Below are 19892 nucleotides of genomic sequence, written 5' to 3' on the forward strand. Positions count from 1 at the left end.
TGTCATATTCTACGTGTGAGGTGTTGATGGTGATGCCACGTGCTTTTTCTTCTGGGGCTGAGTCAATTGACGCGTAGTCTTTGGCTTCGCCACCAGAGGTGATTGCTGCTACGGTTGCGATAGCGGCGGTTAGGGTTGTTTTACCGTGGTCAACGTGTCCGATGGTGCCGACGTTAACGTGTGGCTTGCTGCGTTCAAACTTGGCCTTTGCCATGGGTAATTCCTCTTTTTTTGGTGAATCTTTATAAATCAAAGATCAGTGAATAGCTGTTTGACGGCTCATGATGCATATAAAACCATCAAACCGTTGACGCTATGGCTTAACTACTATGACTTTTTAATAAAACAGTGGTGTCACTTGTACTGCTTATATGCTTTAGTACTATGCATATAGATGAAGGCATTATACGTGCTTTTCAATCTATTGAACATCGTATAGGATATGACAGTATAGCTGTTGCGTAACCTTATCTTTCTATTGACTTTTTCTATTAATACATAAAGCCTGTTGATTAAAAAACAGCTTTATTACTAATGAGATGCAATCTTAATAAATTGACAGCACTAAAAGGCAACACCTCAGTGTCACCTTTGAATTATAACTTGCCACACTAATTTTATAGTTTTCAATATTCTATAATTTCGATATCGACGTAAAGCTGTGTATTAAAGCAGCGAAGCAAACACAAAAGGCATAAACAATAAATGGAGCTCATATTGAGAATTGAACTCAAGACCTCTCCCTTACCAAGGGAGTGCTCTACCGCTGAGCTATATGAGCGTATTCTAGTCAACCACTGGTTGCACTAAAAAAAATATCACGATACAGCAATAATAACTGACTGTCGTGATGAATTATTGATAGTCTTTGCGATGGTGTATAAATGGAGCGGGTGGCGGGAATCGAACCCGCGTCATTAGCTTGGAAGGCTAAGGTGTTACCATTATACCACACCCGCAATTACTCTTATTCTCAGTGACTCTAATCGAGAGTCGCTAGGGATACAGAGTATGCTTGGCGCTATGACAAACTTAGAAAATATGGTGGTGGGAGAAGGATTCGAACCTTCGAAGCTTTCGCGACAGATTTACAGTCTGTTGGGTTTGACCGCTCCCCAATCCCACCTTAGGTTGCTTTGAACAAAGATGACTTAATCTAAGACAAATTCATAAAAAGCTACTTTGAAAGAGATGGTGCCGACTGCCGGGATCGAACTGGCGACCTACTGATTACAAGTCAGTTGCTCTACCAACTGAGCTAAGTCGGCTTGTTCTCTCAAAGTGGTGGCTATTCTATCAAATATTTTGAGATGCGCAAGCCCTTTTTCATTTTTTTTGCAATTAATTTAATATCAATCTTCAAGCACTTGATTATGTTGCTGTTTTTTTATTACAACTATAATGGTTTTTAGCACTGGAATTACTGATGGTACTTTTTTGTGGCACTGTTTAACGAATACGCAAGCCATTACAGGCCATTTTTACCGCTTTAACCAATGCCAAGACTTTTTTGTTGGTTTCATCCCACTCCGCCTCTGGGATAGAGTCCGCGACGACACCAGCACCTGCTTGGATATGTATTTTGCCGCGGCGCATTACCGCAGTACGAATGGCAATGGCGGTATCCATATTACCATGCCAGCCTAAATAACCTACCGCGCCACCAAATACGGTACGGCGTACTGGCTCTATCTCATCTATAATTTGCATGGCACGTATTTTGGGCGCCCCTGACAACGTACCTGCGGGAAAGGTTGCGCAAAAGACATCGAGGGCATCCTTATCAGACAACATTGTCCCTTCAACGTTAGAAGCAATATGCATCACTTGTGAATAACGCTCTATAAACATCTTTTCGGTGACTTTGACGCTGCCATACTCACAAACACGGCCAATATCATTGCGTCCTAAATCAATCAGCATCAGATGCTCAGCGATTTCTTTTTTATCACTTAGTAGCTCTTTCTCAAGCGCTAAGTCCTCTGCTTCATTACGTCCACGCTTACGTGTGCCTGCTAGCGGGCGTACGGTTACCTTGCCATTTTCGATACGCGATAATATCTCAGGCGATGCACCGATGATATCAAAACGCTTGTGATCATCGAGGGTGTAACCATGTACAAGGAATAAATAAGGCGAAGGATTCAAAAACCGCAGTGCTCTGTATACAGCAAGTGAATTGCCCTTATAATCAGCAGTCAGGCGCTGAGCAGGAACCACTTGCATGACATCCCCTGCTAGGATGTAGTCTTTTATTTTATTGACGTCGTTGCAGTATTTATCTGCACCTGTTTGTGAGACGAACTTTGGTGTCGGCATCACTGGTGCAGTCAAATTTGGCATTTCTGCCAGTTTGTCTTCTATTTTTTCTAGTTCACGAATGGCATTGCTGTAACCATCCTCATTATTGCAATCAGCATAGACAATAATTGACAGCGTGTTCTCTAGAGTATCGAAGACGATGACGCTCATTGATAACATCAGCCACATATCTGGCATGGTCATGGGGTTGGGTGCATCGGACAAGCCCACACTCGGCTCAATGACCCGCACCATATCATAACCAAAGTAACCTACTAACCCACCGCTAAAGCTCGGTAACGCAGCGACATCTTCTACCGTTGGCATCTTATACTGCGCCATCAGCTTGCGAATATAGTCAAACGGATCCTCGACCACCTCGACATCGATATGGTCGGTTTTTTTGATGGTCATATTTCCGTTTGCATATTGCAAAATTAAATCACTACCCAAGCCAATCATCGAATATCGTGCCCAACGCTCACCGCCTACTACAGACTCAAATAGATACGCCGAACCACTTAAGTCACGTACTTTAGAAAACACAGAGACCGGTGTCTGTGCATCCATGAGGCGTTTTTTGATTAAGGGTGCATGGCTAAAACCACGCTCTTTAAAAGCTTGGTATTCTTCAAAAGTCATCATAGTGAAGCTCTCTTAGCAAAATATTGGCAAAAGATAAGAACAGTAAAAATGATAATAAGCATATAAATGCAATATAGCGTCAACACTCTATCGAATGTTGACGCTATAAAATGACGTATTGTAAGTAGCAATGTTCTTAGCCAGCTAATATTTGACTACTGACTAGGCGGCAATGTTCAAAGGCTAATATCAAAGCTCTCTAACATTAATTTGCTGTCATACAAACGGACTCATTAATCAGTGGCTAGATGCGTGCCATCGTCGTTTAAATGCGTCAATTATACGCCGCCCATATTAAATAGCCATAGTGCCAATCCGATAATTAGAATGGCGATAAATACCCATATAAACCAACCACCGCTAGGTTTTTTCTCTATATGCCCTGCGTTGGCTGGGTTATTAATGGCCTGATCCATCGCATTATTACCCTCTGTACCAAGGTCACGAGGCTGACCAAGATTTGCCGTGCCTGAAAACTGTGCTGTCGCCGCCTGCTTGGCACGCAACACATCAGGGTCAGCTTCTTCTTGTAGCGCGGTCTTGGTTGTTTTGTCGTGCTCAGGCTTAGTAGCAGGCTCTTCACGTACGACTGGCTCTTGATGGACAACTGGCTGCTCTACTAATGGCTCATTGTGCACCGATGCTGCCGGTGTAGCCGCAACGGGGGTAGACTCTACTGTATCGGTAGCTGATAACACCTCATCAATGCCTGTTTCTTTTACCACAGGCTCTTCAATAACAGAATTTTGGATAATTGACTCTTGAGCAAACGCCTCTTCAGTAACAGACTCTTGATTGGCTACTTCGTCAGCCATGGTCGTATTGGTCACTGGTGCTGAACCTACCACTGAATCCGTTGTTACTGGCTCAACATTGCCTGTGCTAGGCAATAACTCCTCAATACCTGTTTGCTTTACAACTGACTCGCTAACAGCCTGTTCATTAATAGCTGGTTCATCAATAGTTGACTCCTCAATGACTGGTTCTTGAACGACTGCCTCTTCAACAACCGCTTGATTGTTTGTATTAATATCAGTAGTTGCCTCACTTTCTGATTCTACTAATGGCTCTGATGCAGACTCTACAGGTACGGCATCGACACTATCGACACTTGCTGCTGTCGCAGGAAGCATGTCTTCGATACCTGTTTCTTTTACGACTGGCTCTTCAGCCATCACACCATTATCTGTACTCGTCGTAGCAGGCGTATCTCCTGTCATCACTGGCGCTGACTGCAGACTCTCAGTTGTTGGCGTAGCTGCTGACGTAGGGGCATTGACCTGAAAACTAAAGCTAGCAAAACCAATGGTATCATCAGCTTGTAAAGGCGTTGAGGTGTTACTTTCTAAACGCTGCTCATTAACAAAAGTACCGTTTGAAGACACCAAGTCTTTCACGTATAACTGACCATCCAACACACTGAGCACGGCATGATTGCGCGATACTTGTTTGCTGCCCAGTACCACATCGTTGTCACTACCACGTCCGACAGACAAGCTGTCGCTAACCGTCAATGTTAAATCACCCAACGCCTCTGTTAGCGCGTTGAGCTGCCAAGTGACTGTCTCTGCGGCGGCATTGGTATTGTCTGTATTGTTCGTCATGCGGTGACTCCTTATTTTCTTATTAAATGTCAAATAGTTCTAAAAATATTTTATCGATTACTTGGGGTCTGTTGAGTTGATAATCGTCTTTGCTTAAGTGATGGTTGCTTAAATTATCGTTATTTGAGTACGTTTATTTTAGTTATGGTTATCAAGCCACTGATATTTAAATGAGCACTATTTTGCACTATAACGCGGCTTTATAACGCCATTCAGTTTGTTATAGGGAATGCTCAACACTGGCATACCATAAGCATAAGGGCCGATAGAATAATGCTGATAACGAATATCGACGCCCTTATCAGTCAAGGTGATATTATCGCTTAAGGTAAATGGCCAGCTCTCTTCATAGCTATTGACGTCATCACTAACGGATTTTACCCATACCTTATAAGCATCATAGGCCAATGCCTCAAAACGTTTTTCTTGACCATTCTTTAATATATCCGCTAGCTTTACCTGTGCTTTAGTGGTCTGGTCGAATATTAAATACTCGCTATAAGGCATGCCATGAGCACCGCCCGTAAATACATAAGCGCTTATTTCAAATAACTCGAAGTCTTGCACATGACCGATATAATCAGGCGTTACCATCAGACTATAAACAAACACGCTGTCTTCGGGCAAGTCGTTGAATTGTGAGCTGACGAAGTCATCAATTGCCATTTTCGCATCTGCCTGAGAGGCTTTAACATCGATGGATACGGACTCAGTCGGCTTACTATTTATGATTAGATGATCAATACGCGCATTAACAATGTTATTTATCCAGTCGTGATTGCTGTTTAAATATTTAATCTCAATCTGTGGGCAGTTGTCACGCGCGTTACATGTTTCTTGTATATTATTTGGTGGCTGATAGTCGAGATACTCAGTATCATTGATGAGGCTAGTCGCATTGGCTGACATACTTGCTGCAGTCAACACCATAACGCTACCTAGTATACTGAGTAGGCGTGCATAACTCGCCTGCGACCACAGTCGTTGCGTTAGTTTTGACGTTATCGTATGAGAGTGATGCGCAGATTTCATATAGCCTCTTTATAATCAATACAGCCTTTCTATCAACAGGCTCTCTAAGAACAGCTGCCTTGTTAATTAAGCACAGAATATCTAATAATATTCTACCGTAACAATTGCGACGTATTGTAGGAACACTGTTTATGTTTTTAAGTCCTAATACATAATAAAAACTGCTCATTATATTGATATAGTCAATACACTATAAAAGAGCCACATCGTTAACCTCGCTTGAAGTATTACACATACATCTGCAATCAGCTGCCTTGTGACTTTTCTACATTGAATCAACTATAGTTAGGGTAGTCTATTACACGCGCTAGACAGGTAAGTAAGTTAGTGACCAACCATAAACAAGGACTTAGTATTAGCTAAGATTAAAAACTAAAAAAGGCACGATAGTCGTGCCTTTTTTGTCTATGTTGATTTTTATATTGATTGATAAGTTACTATATTTAGCAGTCTTAGTGCTCGCGTGTATTGCTAAAGGTGACTTCCGGATAACGGTCTTGCATCAGCTGTAAATTCACACGTGATGGTGCCAAATACGTCAAATAACCACCGCCATCTAGTGATAGCTGGTCATGTGCTTTGCGTTTAAATTTAGCCAGTGCCACTTCATCATCGCAATGAATCCAGCGTACGGTGGCGATAGATACCGGCTCAAAGATACATTGCACTTTATACTCTTCTTTTAGACGATGCGCGACCACTTCAAACTGTAGCACACCGACCGCGCCCAAGATTAAGTCGTTATTAATCTGCGGCATAAAGACCTGTGTTGCACCCTCTTCCGAAAGCTGCTGCAGACCTTTCTGTAAAGCTTTGGATTTGAGTGGATCTTTGAGTACCACTCGGCGGAACAATTCAGGGGCAAAATGTGGGATACCAGTAAAGTTCAGCTCCTCGCCTTCGGTGAAGCTATCACCGATTGAGATAGTACCGTGGTTATGAAGACCGATAATGTCACCAGGATAGGCTTCTTCTAACGCCTCACGGTCACCGGCCAAAAAGGTCAACGCATCAGCAATACGCACGTCCTTACCCAAGCGCACATGCTTCATCTTCATGCCTTTCTCATACTTACCTGAGCAGACACGTAAGAAAGCAATGCGGTCACGGTGACGCGGATCCATATTTGCCTGAATTTTAAAGACAAAACCACTAAAAGACGTTTCGGTCGCTGCCACTTCACGTTCAGTAGTAGGATGAGCTTTGGGTGGTGGCGCATATTTGACCAAAGTATCCAGCACCATGTTGACGCCAAAGTTACCCAGTGCGGTACCAAATAATACTGGCGTCATCTCGCCCGCTAAAAACTCTTCTACACTGAACTCTTCTAGCGCCATTTGTACTAGCTCAAGCGACTCTTCAAAAGAGTCGAACATTAGCTTACCCAAACGCTCACGGATATCAGGATAATCATACCCTTCACGAGTTTCAGCGACGGTCATATCACCGCCGTGACCTTTTTCGTATAGATAGGTTTTGTTTTCGGTTAGATGATAAACGCCAACGAAATCCTGCCCCATACCGATAGGCCAAGTGACTGGAATACATTTAATCTTCAGAACTGCCTCAATCTCACTTAGCAGTTCAAGTGGCTCACGAATCTGGCGGTCAAGTTTGTTGACAAACGAGATGATGGGCGTGTCGCGCATCCGGCAGACTTCCATCAATTTGATGGTACGTTCTTCGACACCTTTAGCGCCATCGACCATCATCAGCGCACTGTCTACAGCGGTCAAGGTACGATAAGTATCTTCACTGAAGTCGGCGTGACCTGGGGTATCTAGCAGATTGACCATATGGTCTTTGTAAGGAAACTGCATGACCGAAGTGGTGATAGAAATACCACGTTCTTGCTCCATGCTCATCCAATCAGATGTCGCATGGCGGTCGGTTTTTCGGCCTTTCACTTCACCAACTACCTGAATCGCTTGACCCCATAGCAATAGCTTTTCGGTCATAGTGGTCTTACCAGCATCCGGATGCGAGATGATGGCAAAGGTGCGGCGCTTGGCAACTTCTTTGTTTAATTTTTTTGGATCTACGCTCATAGTTTTCGGCTTCAACGTTGGGTATTTTAGAAATCAATCTAAATAAATAGTATAAATTATGGGCGTATTGTAACGGATTTAGCGTCAGGGTGCAGAATTAGCGCATAAAAAAACACTCGCTATTTGGTCCAATAGAGAGTGTTGACTGTTTTTGAGGTAACGGCATTTTTAGCCAATGCTAGTAATAGCGCTTAATTTCTCTCTCTAAAAAGTCAGCCGCCACATCATTGACTATCGTACAATCAACCACGCCACGTAAAGAGTCAGTATTCGGATTGGTGACGCCTTTACCTACATAGTTGGCTTCGTAGATGTCATCGTCGTACTCTACCCCATTATATTGATACGCAGGCTGATTTCTATATTCAAAGAACGTCACTTGCGCAGCTTTTTGTCTGTTACCAGCGCCAACACCAAACTCGGAGGTGCTATAACCTCTATCATCATTAAATCGCGCTTCGGCCGCATCAATCCATTTATTGAGTGATGAATAGCCAGTTTTATTCTTGTCATTAAAGGCTAAAAATGAGCGGTCACTTTTAACGACTGGTATATAGCAAACAGAGCCTATTGGGAACTCTGCAGTGCTCGGAATATTAGGATAATTATTTAAGTCAGTGATGATACCGCGACTGTTCGCTATATTGGTGCCAGCCTCATAACTATTGGCGCGCAGTCCTGATAAATTACGCTTTATATAAGTGGTTTCGTAATTAAGTTTATTATTGCTGTTTTTTTCATAAATGGGGCGTTTCACGGTGCGACCATCCACCTCGATATCCTTATTCTCAAGTTGACCTTCAAAGTTATCTGCCAATACTGTTCTGTCCAACGTATTGAGGCTTTGATTGCTATAATTATTGACGATATTTCTGGTTCTAATCTCACGCTCACCCGTACGGTAGGTCTCATCGATACGAGCAGTGGCACTAGCGCTGGCTTGACTGTCATAGCTATTAGCAAAAGTGGTCAATGTAATCTTGCTACTACTCCCTGAACCATAGACGCCATCCTCTTCTTCACAGCCAATCAGGGCCAAAGTCGTTAGAGAAACAATAGCAGGTATCGCAAGCAATTTATTCATTGAACCATTCATCAAGTAATGTCCTCATGGTGAGCGTTTTATCATCTATGCTGATGACTTAATATGACTATTTATTAAGGTCTGTTGAACATTAAACCAATTATAAGGTTAGTTTACATTAATACATTCATTATTCATATATCAAGGTGACTCGTCCTCGGACTGAGGTGATAGCAGTATTTTAAAACCTGAGCTTTTAAACCAAACCTATCAGATTTCAGCCTTCAAAGACTGTACCCTTATACATTTACAAACTTGTCATATATGTTTACCACTACCCCATTGCGCTAAGCGAGTAGATTGCTATCATAGAATATAGCTTAAAAAGTATATGAGATTACACGCGTGAGAGTAAACAATAGCGTTGCTATTAAAATCTATCATTATAAATTGATACTTAACTAAATTTATTTATCACTTACTACAAAAATCAATGACAAAGGATATGTTATGAAAACTTTATACTCTACTAAAGGTACTACTACTGGTGGCCGTGCAGGTTCAGCGAGCTTAGCTGATAGCGACCTTAGCATCAATATGGTGCCACCAGGTTCTGGCAAAGAAGGCAACAATCCAGAACAACTATTTGCGATGGGTTATAGTGCCTGTTTTGATAGTGCACTAGGTGCGGTCAAACAAATGGAAAAAGCCAAATTCGACTCAACGACTGAAGTAGAAGTAGACCTAATGCAGGGCGAAGGACATGATTATAAGCTGGCGGCAAAAATTCATGTGATTGGCAAAAACACAGAGTTGTCTGCTGATGAGTTCCAAAAACTGGTTGAAAAGGCGCACCAAGTTTGCCCTTACTCAAAAGCGACAAGTGGTAATATCGATGTTGAAGTGACTTCAGAAGTACAGTAAACAGGTAAGTCAATAATGACAGTTTCAATCGATAAAAAAGAACTCAGCTGGTCTGAGTTCTTTTTTATTGGCTAGCGTTTTGGTTCGTACACAATTTTGGCTCGTCAACATTGTGACCCTTTGTTATTTCATCATGCATTTATTAGTTTGCCATCAATTCGGCAAGAAGGGTTTTTATCGTTATAATGACGGTATCTTTTTATCCAATTTTTTACCTCATACTTGCTGCTCAATACTTGATAAGTGACTTTCTATGACTGACAACGATCACAACTCCCATTCGCCCATTAATCCCAATACGCTACCGAACTTTGCCTCCATGCCAAATGTGGCGACGATGGATACCAGTCATGTGGACAAAGACCAACCGCCCTTTATCTTGGTCGATGGCTCTTACTATCTGTTTCGCACTTATCATGCCTTGCCAAAGACCATGCAAAACTCTCAAGGTCTGACAACCAACGCCATACGTGGAACGTTGAATGCGCTATTGAAATTAATGCGCCGCTATCACCCAACCCATATGGCGGTCTGCTTTGATACCAAATCACCGACCTTTCGTCACGCGATGTCAGAGGAATACAAAGCCAACCGTCCAAAAATGGATGTGGAGCTCGCTGAGCAGATTCCGTATATCCATAGCTTAGTTGCCGCTCTAGGAATCCCCTTACTCCGTATCGAAGGCGCAGAAGCCGATGATATCATCGGTACCCTCGCTTATCGTGCCGTCGCTGAAGGTCATCACGTGGTCATCTCCACGGGTGATAAAGATATGATGCAGCTGATTAATGACTGCGTGATATTAGAAGACAGCTTTACCGGTAAAATTACCGATAGCGCAGGCGTGGTCGAAAAATTCGGTATTAATCCTGAGCAGATGATTGATTTTCTGACCCTCATGGGTGATTCCTCTGACGGCATCAAAGGCGTACCTGGCATCGGTAAAAAGACTGCCAAAGATTTGCTTAATGAGTATGGCAGTATCGACAACATGCTCAAAAACGTCGCTGATATCAAAGGGCGTGCGGGCAAAAATCTGGTGGAATACGCTGATGATATCCCTATGAATGCGCAGCTAGCAACTATTGTTACTGATTTAGAAATTGGGCAAGACTGGCAAGATTTAAAAATCAATACCGACCCTTGCGCGCATATCGATGAGCTACGCGCGCTATATACTGAGCTTGAATTTAGAAATGAGTTGGCCTCACTGGATCACCCCAATCACCCAGCCAATGGTTCGCAAAGTGTCGCCAATAGTCAGGCGGATGCTGAATCACAAGCACAAATCGCTAAATCCTTACAGTCAAGCACCATCGACAATATCACCGATAGTAAAAGTCATGATAGAGCGTGGCATACGATTTTAGATGAGCCTGCCTTTGATAGCTTGGTTAAGCTATTAGCAGACGCACCGCATTTTGTTATCGATACCGAAACGACCAGTGTTTATTGGCGTCAGGCTGAGTTGGTTGGTTTGTCTTTTGCGGTAAAAGCGCACGAAGCCTATTATGTACCGCTCACGCATCGCTTAGAAGCTGATAAGCTAACGGCAAAGCAGCTTGATTGCGATACGGTATTAGCAAAGCTCAAACCTATCTTAGAAAATCCAAACATCGGTAAAATCGGTCAACATCTCAAATATGACGCCCATATTCTCAGTCATTATAATATTGATTTAGTAGGCAGCATTCATGCCAGCCCTAATAACTGGGCGATGGATACCATGCTTGCCAGCTACGTCATCAATGCCGCCATCACTCGTCATGGTATGGATGATTTGGCGCGGCATTATTTACAAACACAGACTATCAGTTTCGAGGATGTCGCTGGTAAAGGCGCTAAACAAGTTAGCTTTGATCAAGTGGCCATTGATATTGCCAGTGACTATGCTTGTGAAGATGCTGATATTACTTATCAGCTGTTTGATGTCTTTAATAAGAAACTTTCTGATGACGGAAATAATGCCAAACTGCTGCATGAGCTAGAGATTCCAACTGCTGAAATACTCTGCCAGATGGAATCAAATGGTATTTTAATTAAGCGTCCATTTTTAAATGAGCTATCAAAACGTTTTGATGAAGAAATTATTGCGCTTGAAAAGCGTGCTTATGAACTCGCTGGAGAAGAGTTTAATCTCGGCTCACCAAAGCAGCTTGGTGAGATGCTGTTTGATAAGCTTGGCGTGCCTGGTGGTAAAAAAACCAAGTCAGGGCAATACTCTACGGGTGAAGCGGTATTATCAAAAATCGAGCACCCATTGGTAGAAATTGTCCTTGAATATCGCGGTCTGTCTAAGCTCAAAAGCACTTATACCGATGCGCTTGATAATGTTGCAGATGCGGAGACTGACCGCGTGCATACCAGCTACCATCAAGCACTGACCAGTACCGGTCGTCTGTCATCCACTGATCCCAACTTACAGAATATTCCGATTCGTACTGCCACTGGCCGTTTGATTCGTCAAGCCTTTATCGCGCCAGAAGGTCGCGTTATTTTGGCGGCGGATTATTCACAAATTGAGCTACGTCTCATGGCGCATTTCTCGGGCGATAAAAACCTGACTCATGCCTTTAACGAAGGATTAGATATTCACGCGGCCACCGCAGCTGAAGTGCTCGGCAAAGAGGTTACTGATGTCACCTCGACCGAGCGTCGTAATGCGAAAGCCATTAACTTTGGCCTACTCTATGGCATGAGCGCTTTTGGCCTTGCCAAGCAACTACAGATGAGCCGCAGTGAGGCACAAGATTATATCGATATGTACTTTAAGCGCTATCCGGGTGTCAAAGACTATATGATCAATACTCGTGCCAGCGCCCATGACAAAGGCTATGTCGAAACCATATTGGGCCGTAAGCTTTATACACCCGATATCAGCCATAGCAATCGCATGGTCAAACAAGGTGCTGAACGTGCGGCGATTAACGCGCCACTACAAGGCTCAGCTGCTGACCTCATCAAACTTGCGATGATTGCCGTTGATAAAGTATTGCCAAAAGCGCAAGCCAAAATGCTATTACAGGTTCATGATGAATTGGTATTTGAAGTCGACAGCGATAAGGTCGATGAAATTAGCCAACTCATCACTGATGCCATGCAAGACGTCTTAACGACCACTGCTGTTGAAAAAGGTTGGAAGGTGGATTTTGCTGTACCGTTACTGGTTGAGACTGATAATGGTCAGAACTGGGATGAAGCGCATTAACCACGAGAACACATACTATCCTTCATATACCCTTTGACAAAAAGGCTAGGCTGAACGCTTGGCCTTTTCCTTATCGAAAAAACTGTTTAGCACATTTATAGTTAGTGAAAAGTAATATCGATACATTACGTGCTGCTGATATCAGTTTTTCTTGCTTGCTGTGCCTGCGCAGACAGAGGCTACAAAAAATTGATATCAGCAATACCGTAGCGTTTTTAGGGTATTCTGACTATAGATACCCATTGATTGAATTGAGGGCACACCTTAAAAAACGAATCCTATTCTCAATAAGTAATGTATCAATTCTCAAATTCCTAGCAATATATGGCATACTCCTTCCATTATTTCCCGTGACCAATAGATTAAACTGAAACGCTCCATGACCACTTCATTTAAGCTCAATACCACTACCTTTTATATAATGATTAGTCTAAGCCTATGCACGCCAGCAATAGCTAACACTATCGCCACTACGTCATCAGAATTAAAGACCAATGCCCTGACTTTAAAAAACACAGAGACTTTAGAAAACATAGCAATTAATAAAAATACTGAGACTACTAAAAATAATATCACGCCTGCTGTACAACTTGATGAGCGCAATTCAATTAGTCATGATAAAACGCTCGGTCAGCTTGGCTATCAAACTACTGACAATACCCTTAATTCAGCTACCTACCAACCTGCTGCCCAGCACACGCAATCATCTTATGCAGAATGGGGCTGGGCAGACGAAAAGCGGCAAGACGCTAAAGAGCAATTAAACGAATGGGCTCATCATATGGATGATTGGTTTGGTGAGCCTGATCCAAAAGAGCCTGCCACTGCCAGTTTACGACTGGTCTTGGATACGCGCTGGGCTAATGACCCAAAAGCAGGCAGTGATGTGAGCGTTGAGCCGAGAATTCGTGGGCGTTTACGATTGCCGGTGTTAGAGAGAAGACTCAGCTTGATTATCGGTGATGAAGATTTGGAAGAAGATACTTTTCTCAAGCAAAGCGCCACAGGAGAGACTTACCAGAGCAATCAAGACAGACTTATCAATAGCAGAAAGACAAGGGAGGACAATACCTCCATTGCTCTGCGTTGGTCACGCTTCAACGATGAAATCGAGGAGCAGTTGGGTGTCAAAACAGATGTAGATCTTGGTGTTCGTTCTATAGACGATATTTATGTCAAAGTGAGCGTGGATAAAAACTTATATGAGAGTGATAAGCTGACTATCAGCAACGATAACTTCTACCGCTATGGTCTCGATAGCGAACACTATGTCAGAGGAGGTCTTACCCTAAAATACGGCTCCGATGACAACCGATTTATCAATAATCGTACCACTATTCGCTATCGCAATCGAGACGAGACTGAAAGCACTGACTGGGCCAATGACCTCAGACAAGTGCACTATTTAGGCGATGAAAAGCAGTTGGCCTATGGCATCTCTACCAGTGGTTATTTTGACGATGATAAGTCGACTTTAAACAGCTATGGTCCTGCTATCAGCTACCGACAGCCAATTTGGCGTGAGTGGCTCTATGTACAAACAGAGCTGAATTACTATAACGATAAAACTGAGGATAAAGACCATTACCCTTCTGCCTTATTACGTATGGAAGCCATGTTTTAGCGTTTGACAGCATTAGCTGTTGAATGTAGAAACTCCTAAACGCACTGAATGGTTGAGTTTTCGGATACTGCGTACGGTACACCTTACAGGCATATTGGATATTTAACTGCAGTGCTAACCGTATTAATCACCGCTACTAAACTTAGTATATTATTAATGTTAACAATGAGTTATGACTGATTAGTGTTTATTAATAATCATATATCAGTCAAATTAGCGTTATAATAGTGCTATCAAATTTATTTATCACATGATTATCAGTTTGAGGTGAGCCTTAGTGCTCACTTTTTTATTTTAAAAATTGGAGCCTTATTTTGAGTCCAGATGGCATCATCGAAGCCCCCGGTATTATTTTATTATTCGCCTGCTTGCTGCGTTGTTTGCAGTATGTTTTGCGCAGCCATATCAAGCACATTAAAGCCTTTTGGTTGGCAGCGGTGCTGGTGTTTTTTGCAGTCATTCGCCGTGAGCTTAACTATCTCCCAGACTTATTGGTTCCGAGTAATTTTTTACTGTTCAATCATTCGTATGACTGGTGGGAGGATGCCGTCCTAACCCTCGTCTATCTTATGATAGTCAGTCTATTGGTATACTCTTGGCGTTATCTGTGGTCACTATTAAAAAGTGTGCCTGTCTCGCTATACCTTGCTGTGGTTGCTTTAGTATTGTTTGAGTACATGGGCGAAAACGCCATCCTCATACCTGAGGCTTGGGGCGTTATAGTGGAAGAGTTATCAGAGACCGCTGTTTATGCTATTGCGTTGATATATTTGTGGCGACTTGACTTACATGATTATAACTTCCAAGCAAAGCGCGCCAACAAGCTAGACTATCAGACAGTGTCACAGTAACAATTTAGATTTTATAGAGTAATCAACACTACCGGTGAACGATGTACCAATACATAAGCTGATTTTAAATTCATATAACCTCCATGCTAATGATACTAACGGCTATCGAATTTCGGTAGCCGTTTTGCTTGCGCCTCTAATCTTGACAGCTTGCTCTATGGTTTTATCGGTGAAGGTGTTGCCGCTAATCATCGTACCCTTAATCGCCCCCGCATCTGTTTGTTCGCGAACCTCAGAACCAATATTGATAGGTAAGTTAACGTCAGCAGCGAATTGATTGCCAGTTATCAGCGTGCCATCATCCTCAACGATAATACCCTGCTCGACTTGCTGAAAATGATTATTGATAATCTGATTGTCTTTAGCGCTGTCTAAATGGTAGTTGGCAAAGAGTGTTTGCTTCACCAGATAAGCACCGCATTCAAAACCCTTTAAATTGCGCGACTGCCTTGATGCCACCCAGATACCCACAGGCTCATCTTGAAAAACATTACCACGAATAATATTGTCACGACTGGACTCGGTACGCTTAAAATGATTGCCCCGTGTCGGATCATCCGCATGCTCAAAGCAATTGCGATATAGCAATATACTGCCCGCACCGTTATGGATAAATTGATTGTTCTCAATACGGTTGTTGCTTGAGGAGTCAACCGCTATTGCTTCTCGATTGGGCTTAAAAGTGCGAAAACCATTACCGACAAAGACAGAATTCTTAATCACATTATCGCGACTACCAAATTCTAAATACAATCCTACGGTGCCTGCATTTTGAATGTGTACTTTATTAAAAGTAACGCCATGCACGTGATCGCCAACGAACATGCCACTGTTAATGCTATTGCGACTACTGACATTCATTACCCGAATATCTCTGGGGGCAAGGGCGCGATTGGCAGCTGGGTCGATAAGACCACGTGCGTAGCGCTGATTTGGTTGGCTATATTGGCGAATATGCAGCGCATGACCATAGCCATCCACATGACAATTGGCAACAGCAATACCTTCGATAGCGGTGTCTGTTTTAGGCTTGATGATGATTGCACTGGCCTTTGATTGGTCGTCAGACATGGTGCTAAGCGCTGCACCCTGACAGTCCAGTGAGCTATGTGACTCTTGGAGCTCAAAGCGTATCGACTGCCCCTTCAAATCACAGTCTTTACTCAGTGCGCTATGACCTTTTACCTTAACCGTCTGTCTGGGTAACAGTTGTGCGCAATCAATCACTGTCGTAGCTGTCGGCAGCTTAGCGTCAACGGTCACTGGCTGTTGTGACGTAATGTCGTTAAAGCTAGCGTCAGTACTAGAATTGCTACTGACAGAGGGCAGGCGATCACAAGCCGCCAAGCCTGATATTGTGCCTGCCATGAGACCAATCAAAGATGCGCTAAAGAATGATTTTCTGATAAATGGCATAGCACCGCTACTTGTTTTAATGGTTATGTAGTAGCTTCTGATTGTCTGTCTTACATTTTTTGAACATCCTGTGACACCATACTACTATGAGAATGCATCATAAAGCGGCACACTGTTATCCAAGATGTAAATAACAATCAACTACTAATAATATAAAAGGAATGATTTATGGATAACTCAAAAACCCCACTTCCAGACGAGCAAGATCGTATCGACGGCAACGACAATCAACAAGTCGACTTAGACAATCCAATGTTGCACACGATTGATAACGATGATGTCATCGACAATAGCGCAGGATTCGATAACTCGCAAGCAGGTAGTGATGCGACCCAAGGTCTTACACCCATGCATCGTCAAAACCTTGATGAATCGCAAGTGGATGACCTACTGGTTGAAGGCAATTTAGACGACAGTGACTATCCTGATATTGTTGATATTGCGGACAGAGATGCCGCCGAACGTACCAATGACAATGATTTTTAAACCAACTTTTTAATAACTAAAAAGCCCACTCATTGATATGCAGTGGGCTTTTTTACGGACAGCGAAAGAGTCGACAGCTATCAGAAGTGTATCAATCTGTGATTACTCTACGGATAATGGCTGATCCGTCCAAACATCGCGGTAGCTGGTGTAATAAGTAATCATACCTATGGGTAATAGCGCAAACAAACCGAGTCCCAGCGTAAATACAGCCACCACTATCATCACTATTGGGCCAATCAGCCCAAATATGACAAACGGTGCGATATTTTTCATACAGCCTCTCAAACTCATTTTCATGGCTTTTACAGGCTCTATATCATGCAATACCACCAACGCTGGAGCAAACCATATCGTCATAACAATAGGGATAATCGCTAGAACCGCAATCAAGAAAATTAGCAATAGCACGATAGCCAGACCGCCTCCAATATCACCGTTACTTGAGATATCAGAAAAACCACCTATAAGGCCAATAAAAATAGCAGAAATAACTCCTAAAGGAATGATGACTGCAAATATAGCCACCAAGTACAACATAAACAAAATCACTAACGGCAAGAGATGAGTGCTAAAAGCGGCAAATAGATGATCAAACCTCAGCTCCCGACCTATCGCCTGCGCGTGTGCACCCATAACGATGCCACCAATAAAAACAAAGGTGATAAAAGAGAAAAAGAAGCTGACAAAGGGGATGATGCTGCCCAATATCAACAGGATGAAATATACCAGCCCTATCCCTATCCACAATAAAAACTGGTCTTTGAATAGTAAGTAGGCCTTCATGAGCCAACTCAAGCCCCATCCCGCTTGACAAGCGCGAGGCTCTATCAATAACTGTGGTAAAGGTTGACCATAATCGTCTATGGGTGGTAACTCTGGCGGCAGGTTGCTTGGCTTTTGTAGTGAGATATTTTGGGGCGAACTGCTTGAGAGCGACATCTGAATCCTCAGGGATAAATATAAAAACTTTCCCATAGTTTTACACAGAGTATTATAAAATCCCAACTTTATTTCATCAAAGAGGCCCTCGTTAAGCCTGTTTAGACAAAAAAATACCGAACATTATGTCCGGCATCTTTTATGATATAAGGTCTATGACCTAAGATTTATAATCTAAAGTGTATAACCTGAAATCTACTATCTAAAAACAACCCTTTAAGCCCAGCCATCCAATGTGCCCGCCCAACCTTTAACCAATGGTGCACTTAGCGCTTCAAGCAAATCAATATGCGCCTCATCAAGATTCAACGCTGGAATATAATGATACTCTTGCCCGCCCGCGTTAAGGAAGTTATCACGGTTCTCAATTGCGAGCTCTTCTAGCGTCTCCAAACAATCAGCAGAGAATGCAGGGCTGATAACTTGTACCGAACGCACGCCAGACTTACCCCAATCCTCTAATACCACATCGGTATAAGGCTTGACCCACTCTTGCTTACCAAAGCGCGACTGGAAGCTAATAATCCATTCATCATCTTGTAGTCCAAGCGCATGTGCCACTTGTGCGGCGGTACACTTACAGCGCTTCGGATACGGATCACCTTTATCAGCATAGGGCTGCGGAATACCGTGAAAGCTAAACATCAATTTTTCAGGTTTGCCATGCTCTGCTTGAAAACGACGAATAGAATCAGCCAATGCTTTAATATACAGGGGATGCGCAAAGTAATCTTTGACAATCGTATAGTTGGGCAAATTACGCTGCGTCAGCGTCCACTTTGTCAGTGCATCGTATACCGCCCCACCTGACGTTGCAGAATACTGCGGGAATAGTGGCAAGATAACAAAATGATCAACGCCTTCACTACGCAGAGTATCCATCACATCTGGTAGCCCAGGATTTCCATAGCTCATCGCAGGATGTACCGACACGCGAAATGGTGCCACACTATCAGCCAAGCGCGGCTCTAACAGTTCAACCTGACTCTTTAGAATTTTACGAATGGGCGAATCGCCTTCCCAAATGCTGGCGTAAGCCTTTGCTACCCGTTTAGGACGACTTGGCAATACAAACAAGTTTAGGATAATTGCCCATAAGAATTTAGGAATTTCAATCACTCGTGGGTCTGATAAAAACTGTTTGAGATAGCGACGGACGGCAGGCGCAGTCGGCTCATCAGGCGTACCAAGGTTGACTAAGAGGACGGCAATACGTGGGGGCAGTTTAGGTTTCATAGAATATTATTTATTTCGTTATTAAGTCACTAGAGAGTATATAGTCAATTAAAAATAAAACTGCTATAGATGTAGACGCGCTACTGGTATAAATTTTACTTGCGTGCTGCGTTCCCAGAGGCTGCGCAAAATTCATCCCAGTAGCGCTATGTCACTTTTAAAGTATATTAACTATATGTTAGATAGATATACAGCTAGCAAGCAGGAAATTTCATGACCGAGCTATTATAAGGTTTAAAATAGCTGCTAATGTTCGTCTTTAGTGTAGCATTTTATAAGAGGAAAACGCATGGTAAAGGCAACCGTTATACAATTTGATACGTGCTTCAATACCTGACTTGATTGGCGCTTAAAATAAAGACGGCGCGCGAGGTTGTACTCATACGCGCATCGCCATACAATAGGCAAGCCCATTTCAAAAAAAGGTGGTGTTCTAAAAAGTATGCTGGCATCAGACGTAGCCATAATTGACATAAAAGAACACCAGATCGAATACTTTAAAGTGATTATCAAGCTTTTTTGAGAAGCAACAAGTCTTTCTAATCGATCGT

Annotated in this window: 14 protein-coding genes, 4 tRNA genes and 1 pseudogene; 5 read left to right on the forward strand and 14 right to left on the reverse strand. The window is 42.9% G+C overall.

The window, feature by feature from the left end:
- The 10 genes from QL919_RS13340 to QL919_RS13385 all read right to left on the reverse strand — a co-directional run.
- Nucleotides 1-214: GTP-binding protein (locus QL919_RS13340; RefSeq protein WP_290189954.1), on the reverse strand; the 214-nt coding region annotated here is incomplete at its 3' end.
- 492 nt (nt 215-706) lie between these two features.
- Nucleotides 707-781: transfer RNA gene (locus tag QL919_RS13345), tRNA-Thr, on the reverse strand.
- Between the two features lie 104 nt (nt 782-885).
- Nucleotides 886-959, reverse strand: a tRNA-Gly gene (locus QL919_RS13350).
- Nucleotides 960-1042: 83 nt separating this feature from the next.
- A tRNA-Tyr gene (locus QL919_RS13355) sits at nt 1043-1126 on the reverse strand.
- Between the two features lie 66 nt (nt 1127-1192).
- Nucleotides 1193-1268: transfer RNA gene (locus QL919_RS13360), tRNA-Thr, on the reverse strand.
- A 181-nt stretch (nt 1269-1449) separates the two neighbouring features.
- On the reverse strand, nt 1450-2946 hold the full coding sequence (gene trpE / locus QL919_RS13365; protein WP_290189972.1) for an anthranilate synthase component I: 1497 nt from the start codon (nt 2944-2946) through the stop codon (nt 1450-1452).
- Between the two features lie 278 nt (nt 2947-3224).
- Nucleotides 3225-4550, reverse strand: a complete 1326-nt coding sequence (locus QL919_RS13370; RefSeq protein WP_290189973.1) for an FHA domain-containing protein — start codon at nt 4548-4550, stop codon at nt 3225-3227.
- 177 nt (nt 4551-4727) lie between these two features.
- Nucleotides 4728-5582, reverse strand: a complete 855-nt coding sequence (locus QL919_RS13375) for an RsiV family protein (RefSeq protein WP_290189974.1) — start codon at nt 5580-5582, stop codon at nt 4728-4730.
- A gap of 452 nt (nt 5583-6034) precedes the next feature.
- Nucleotides 6035-7630 (reverse strand): peptide chain release factor 3, encoded by a 1596-nt coding sequence (locus QL919_RS13380; protein WP_290189975.1) that lies wholly within the window; start codon nt 7628-7630, stop codon nt 6035-6037.
- A 178-nt stretch (nt 7631-7808) separates the two neighbouring features.
- Entirely contained in the window at nt 7809-8726 is a 918-nt protein-coding gene (locus QL919_RS13385) for a hypothetical protein (protein ID WP_290189976.1), read from the reverse strand.
- A gap of 438 nt (nt 8727-9164) precedes the next feature.
- Here QL919_RS13385 and QL919_RS13390 point away from each other — a divergent pair, with 438 nt between their 5' ends.
- The 4 genes from QL919_RS13390 (at nt 9165) to QL919_RS13405 (ending at nt 15261) form a co-directional block, all read left to right on the forward strand.
- Nucleotides 9165-9578: an organic hydroperoxide resistance protein gene (locus tag QL919_RS13390; RefSeq protein ID WP_290189977.1), complete on the forward strand. Its 414-nt coding sequence runs from the start codon at nt 9165-9167 to the stop codon at nt 9576-9578.
- Between the two features lie 253 nt (nt 9579-9831).
- Nucleotides 9832-12786, forward strand: coding sequence for a DNA polymerase I (polA, locus tag QL919_RS13395; RefSeq protein WP_290189978.1), 2955 nt, complete (start codon nt 9832-9834; stop codon nt 12784-12786).
- A 379-nt stretch (nt 12787-13165) separates the two neighbouring features.
- The gene (locus tag QL919_RS13400; RefSeq protein WP_290189979.1) at nt 13166-14410 is read left to right on the forward strand and encodes a hypothetical protein; all 1245 of its coding nucleotides are present in this window, start codon (nt 13166-13168) and stop codon (nt 14408-14410) included.
- A gap of 314 nt (nt 14411-14724) precedes the next feature.
- On the forward strand, nt 14725-15261 hold the full coding sequence (locus QL919_RS13405) for a hypothetical protein (RefSeq protein ID WP_290189980.1): 537 nt from the start codon (nt 14725-14727) through the stop codon (nt 15259-15261).
- 102 nt (nt 15262-15363) lie between these two features.
- On the opposite strand, the gene QL919_RS13410 is transcribed toward QL919_RS13405, so the two are convergent.
- Nucleotides 15364-16677, reverse strand: a complete 1314-nt coding sequence (locus tag QL919_RS13410) for a right-handed parallel beta-helix repeat-containing protein (RefSeq protein WP_290189981.1) — start codon at nt 16675-16677, stop codon at nt 15364-15366.
- Between the two features lie 168 nt (nt 16678-16845).
- On the opposite strand from QL919_RS13410, the gene QL919_RS13415 reads away from it, so the two are divergent.
- Nucleotides 16846-17163, forward strand: a complete 318-nt coding sequence (locus QL919_RS13415) for a hypothetical protein (protein WP_290189982.1) — start codon at nt 16846-16848, stop codon at nt 17161-17163.
- 102 nt (nt 17164-17265) lie between these two features.
- Here QL919_RS13415 and QL919_RS13420 read toward each other — a convergent pair whose 3' ends face one another.
- The 3 genes and pseudogenes from QL919_RS13420 to QL919_RS13430 all read right to left on the reverse strand — a co-directional run.
- Nucleotides 17266-18105, reverse strand: coding sequence for a BPSS1780 family membrane protein (locus QL919_RS13420; protein WP_290189983.1), 840 nt, complete (start codon nt 18103-18105; stop codon nt 17266-17268).
- Nucleotides 18106-18321: 216 nt separating this feature from the next.
- Nucleotides 18322-19341: a ferrochelatase gene (hemH, locus tag QL919_RS13425; RefSeq protein WP_290189984.1), complete on the reverse strand. Its 1020-nt coding sequence runs from the start codon at nt 19339-19341 to the stop codon at nt 18322-18324.
- A 451-nt stretch (nt 19342-19792) separates the two neighbouring features.
- A pseudogene (locus tag QL919_RS13430) lies at nt 19793-19892 on the reverse strand (IS1 family transposase); the annotation flags it as partial.

This window comes from Psychrobacter sp. APC 3426 (assembly GCF_030408035.1).
Lineage (GTDB): Bacteria > Pseudomonadota > Gammaproteobacteria > Pseudomonadales > Moraxellaceae > Psychrobacter.

Coding starts and splice junctions, on each gene's coding strand:
- trpE (WP_290189972.1), bottom strand. CDS start 2,946: ATGATGACTTTTGAAGAATACCAAGCTTTTAAAGAGCGTGGTTTTAGC.
- QL919_RS13370 (WP_290189973.1), bottom strand. CDS start 4,550: ATGACGAACAATACAGACAATACCAATGCCGCCGCAGAGACAGTCACT.
- QL919_RS13375 (WP_290189974.1), bottom strand. CDS start 5,582: ATGAAATCTGCGCATCACTCTCATACGATAACGTCAAAACTAACGCAA.
- QL919_RS13380 (WP_290189975.1), bottom strand. CDS start 7,630: ATGAGCGTAGATCCAAAAAAATTAAACAAAGAAGTTGCCAAGCGCCGC.
- QL919_RS13385 (WP_290189976.1), bottom strand. CDS start 8,726: ATGAATGGTTCAATGAATAAATTGCTTGCGATACCTGCTATTGTTTCT.
- QL919_RS13390 (WP_290189977.1), top strand. CDS start 9,165: ATGAAAACTTTATACTCTACTAAAGGTACTACTACTGGTGGCCGTGCA.
- polA (WP_290189978.1), top strand. CDS start 9,832: ATGACTGACAACGATCACAACTCCCATTCGCCCATTAATCCCAATACG.
- QL919_RS13400 (WP_290189979.1), top strand. CDS start 13,166: ATGACCACTTCATTTAAGCTCAATACCACTACCTTTTATATAATGATT.
- QL919_RS13410 (WP_290189981.1), bottom strand. CDS start 16,677: ATGCCATTTATCAGAAAATCATTCTTTAGCGCATCTTTGATTGGTCTC.
- QL919_RS13415 (WP_290189982.1), top strand. CDS start 16,846: ATGGATAACTCAAAAACCCCACTTCCAGACGAGCAAGATCGTATCGAC.
- QL919_RS13420 (WP_290189983.1), bottom strand. CDS start 18,105: ATGTCGCTCTCAAGCAGTTCGCCCCAAAATATCTCACTACAAAAGCCA.
- hemH (WP_290189984.1), bottom strand. CDS start 19,341: ATGAAACCTAAACTGCCCCCACGTATTGCCGTCCTCTTAGTCAACCTT.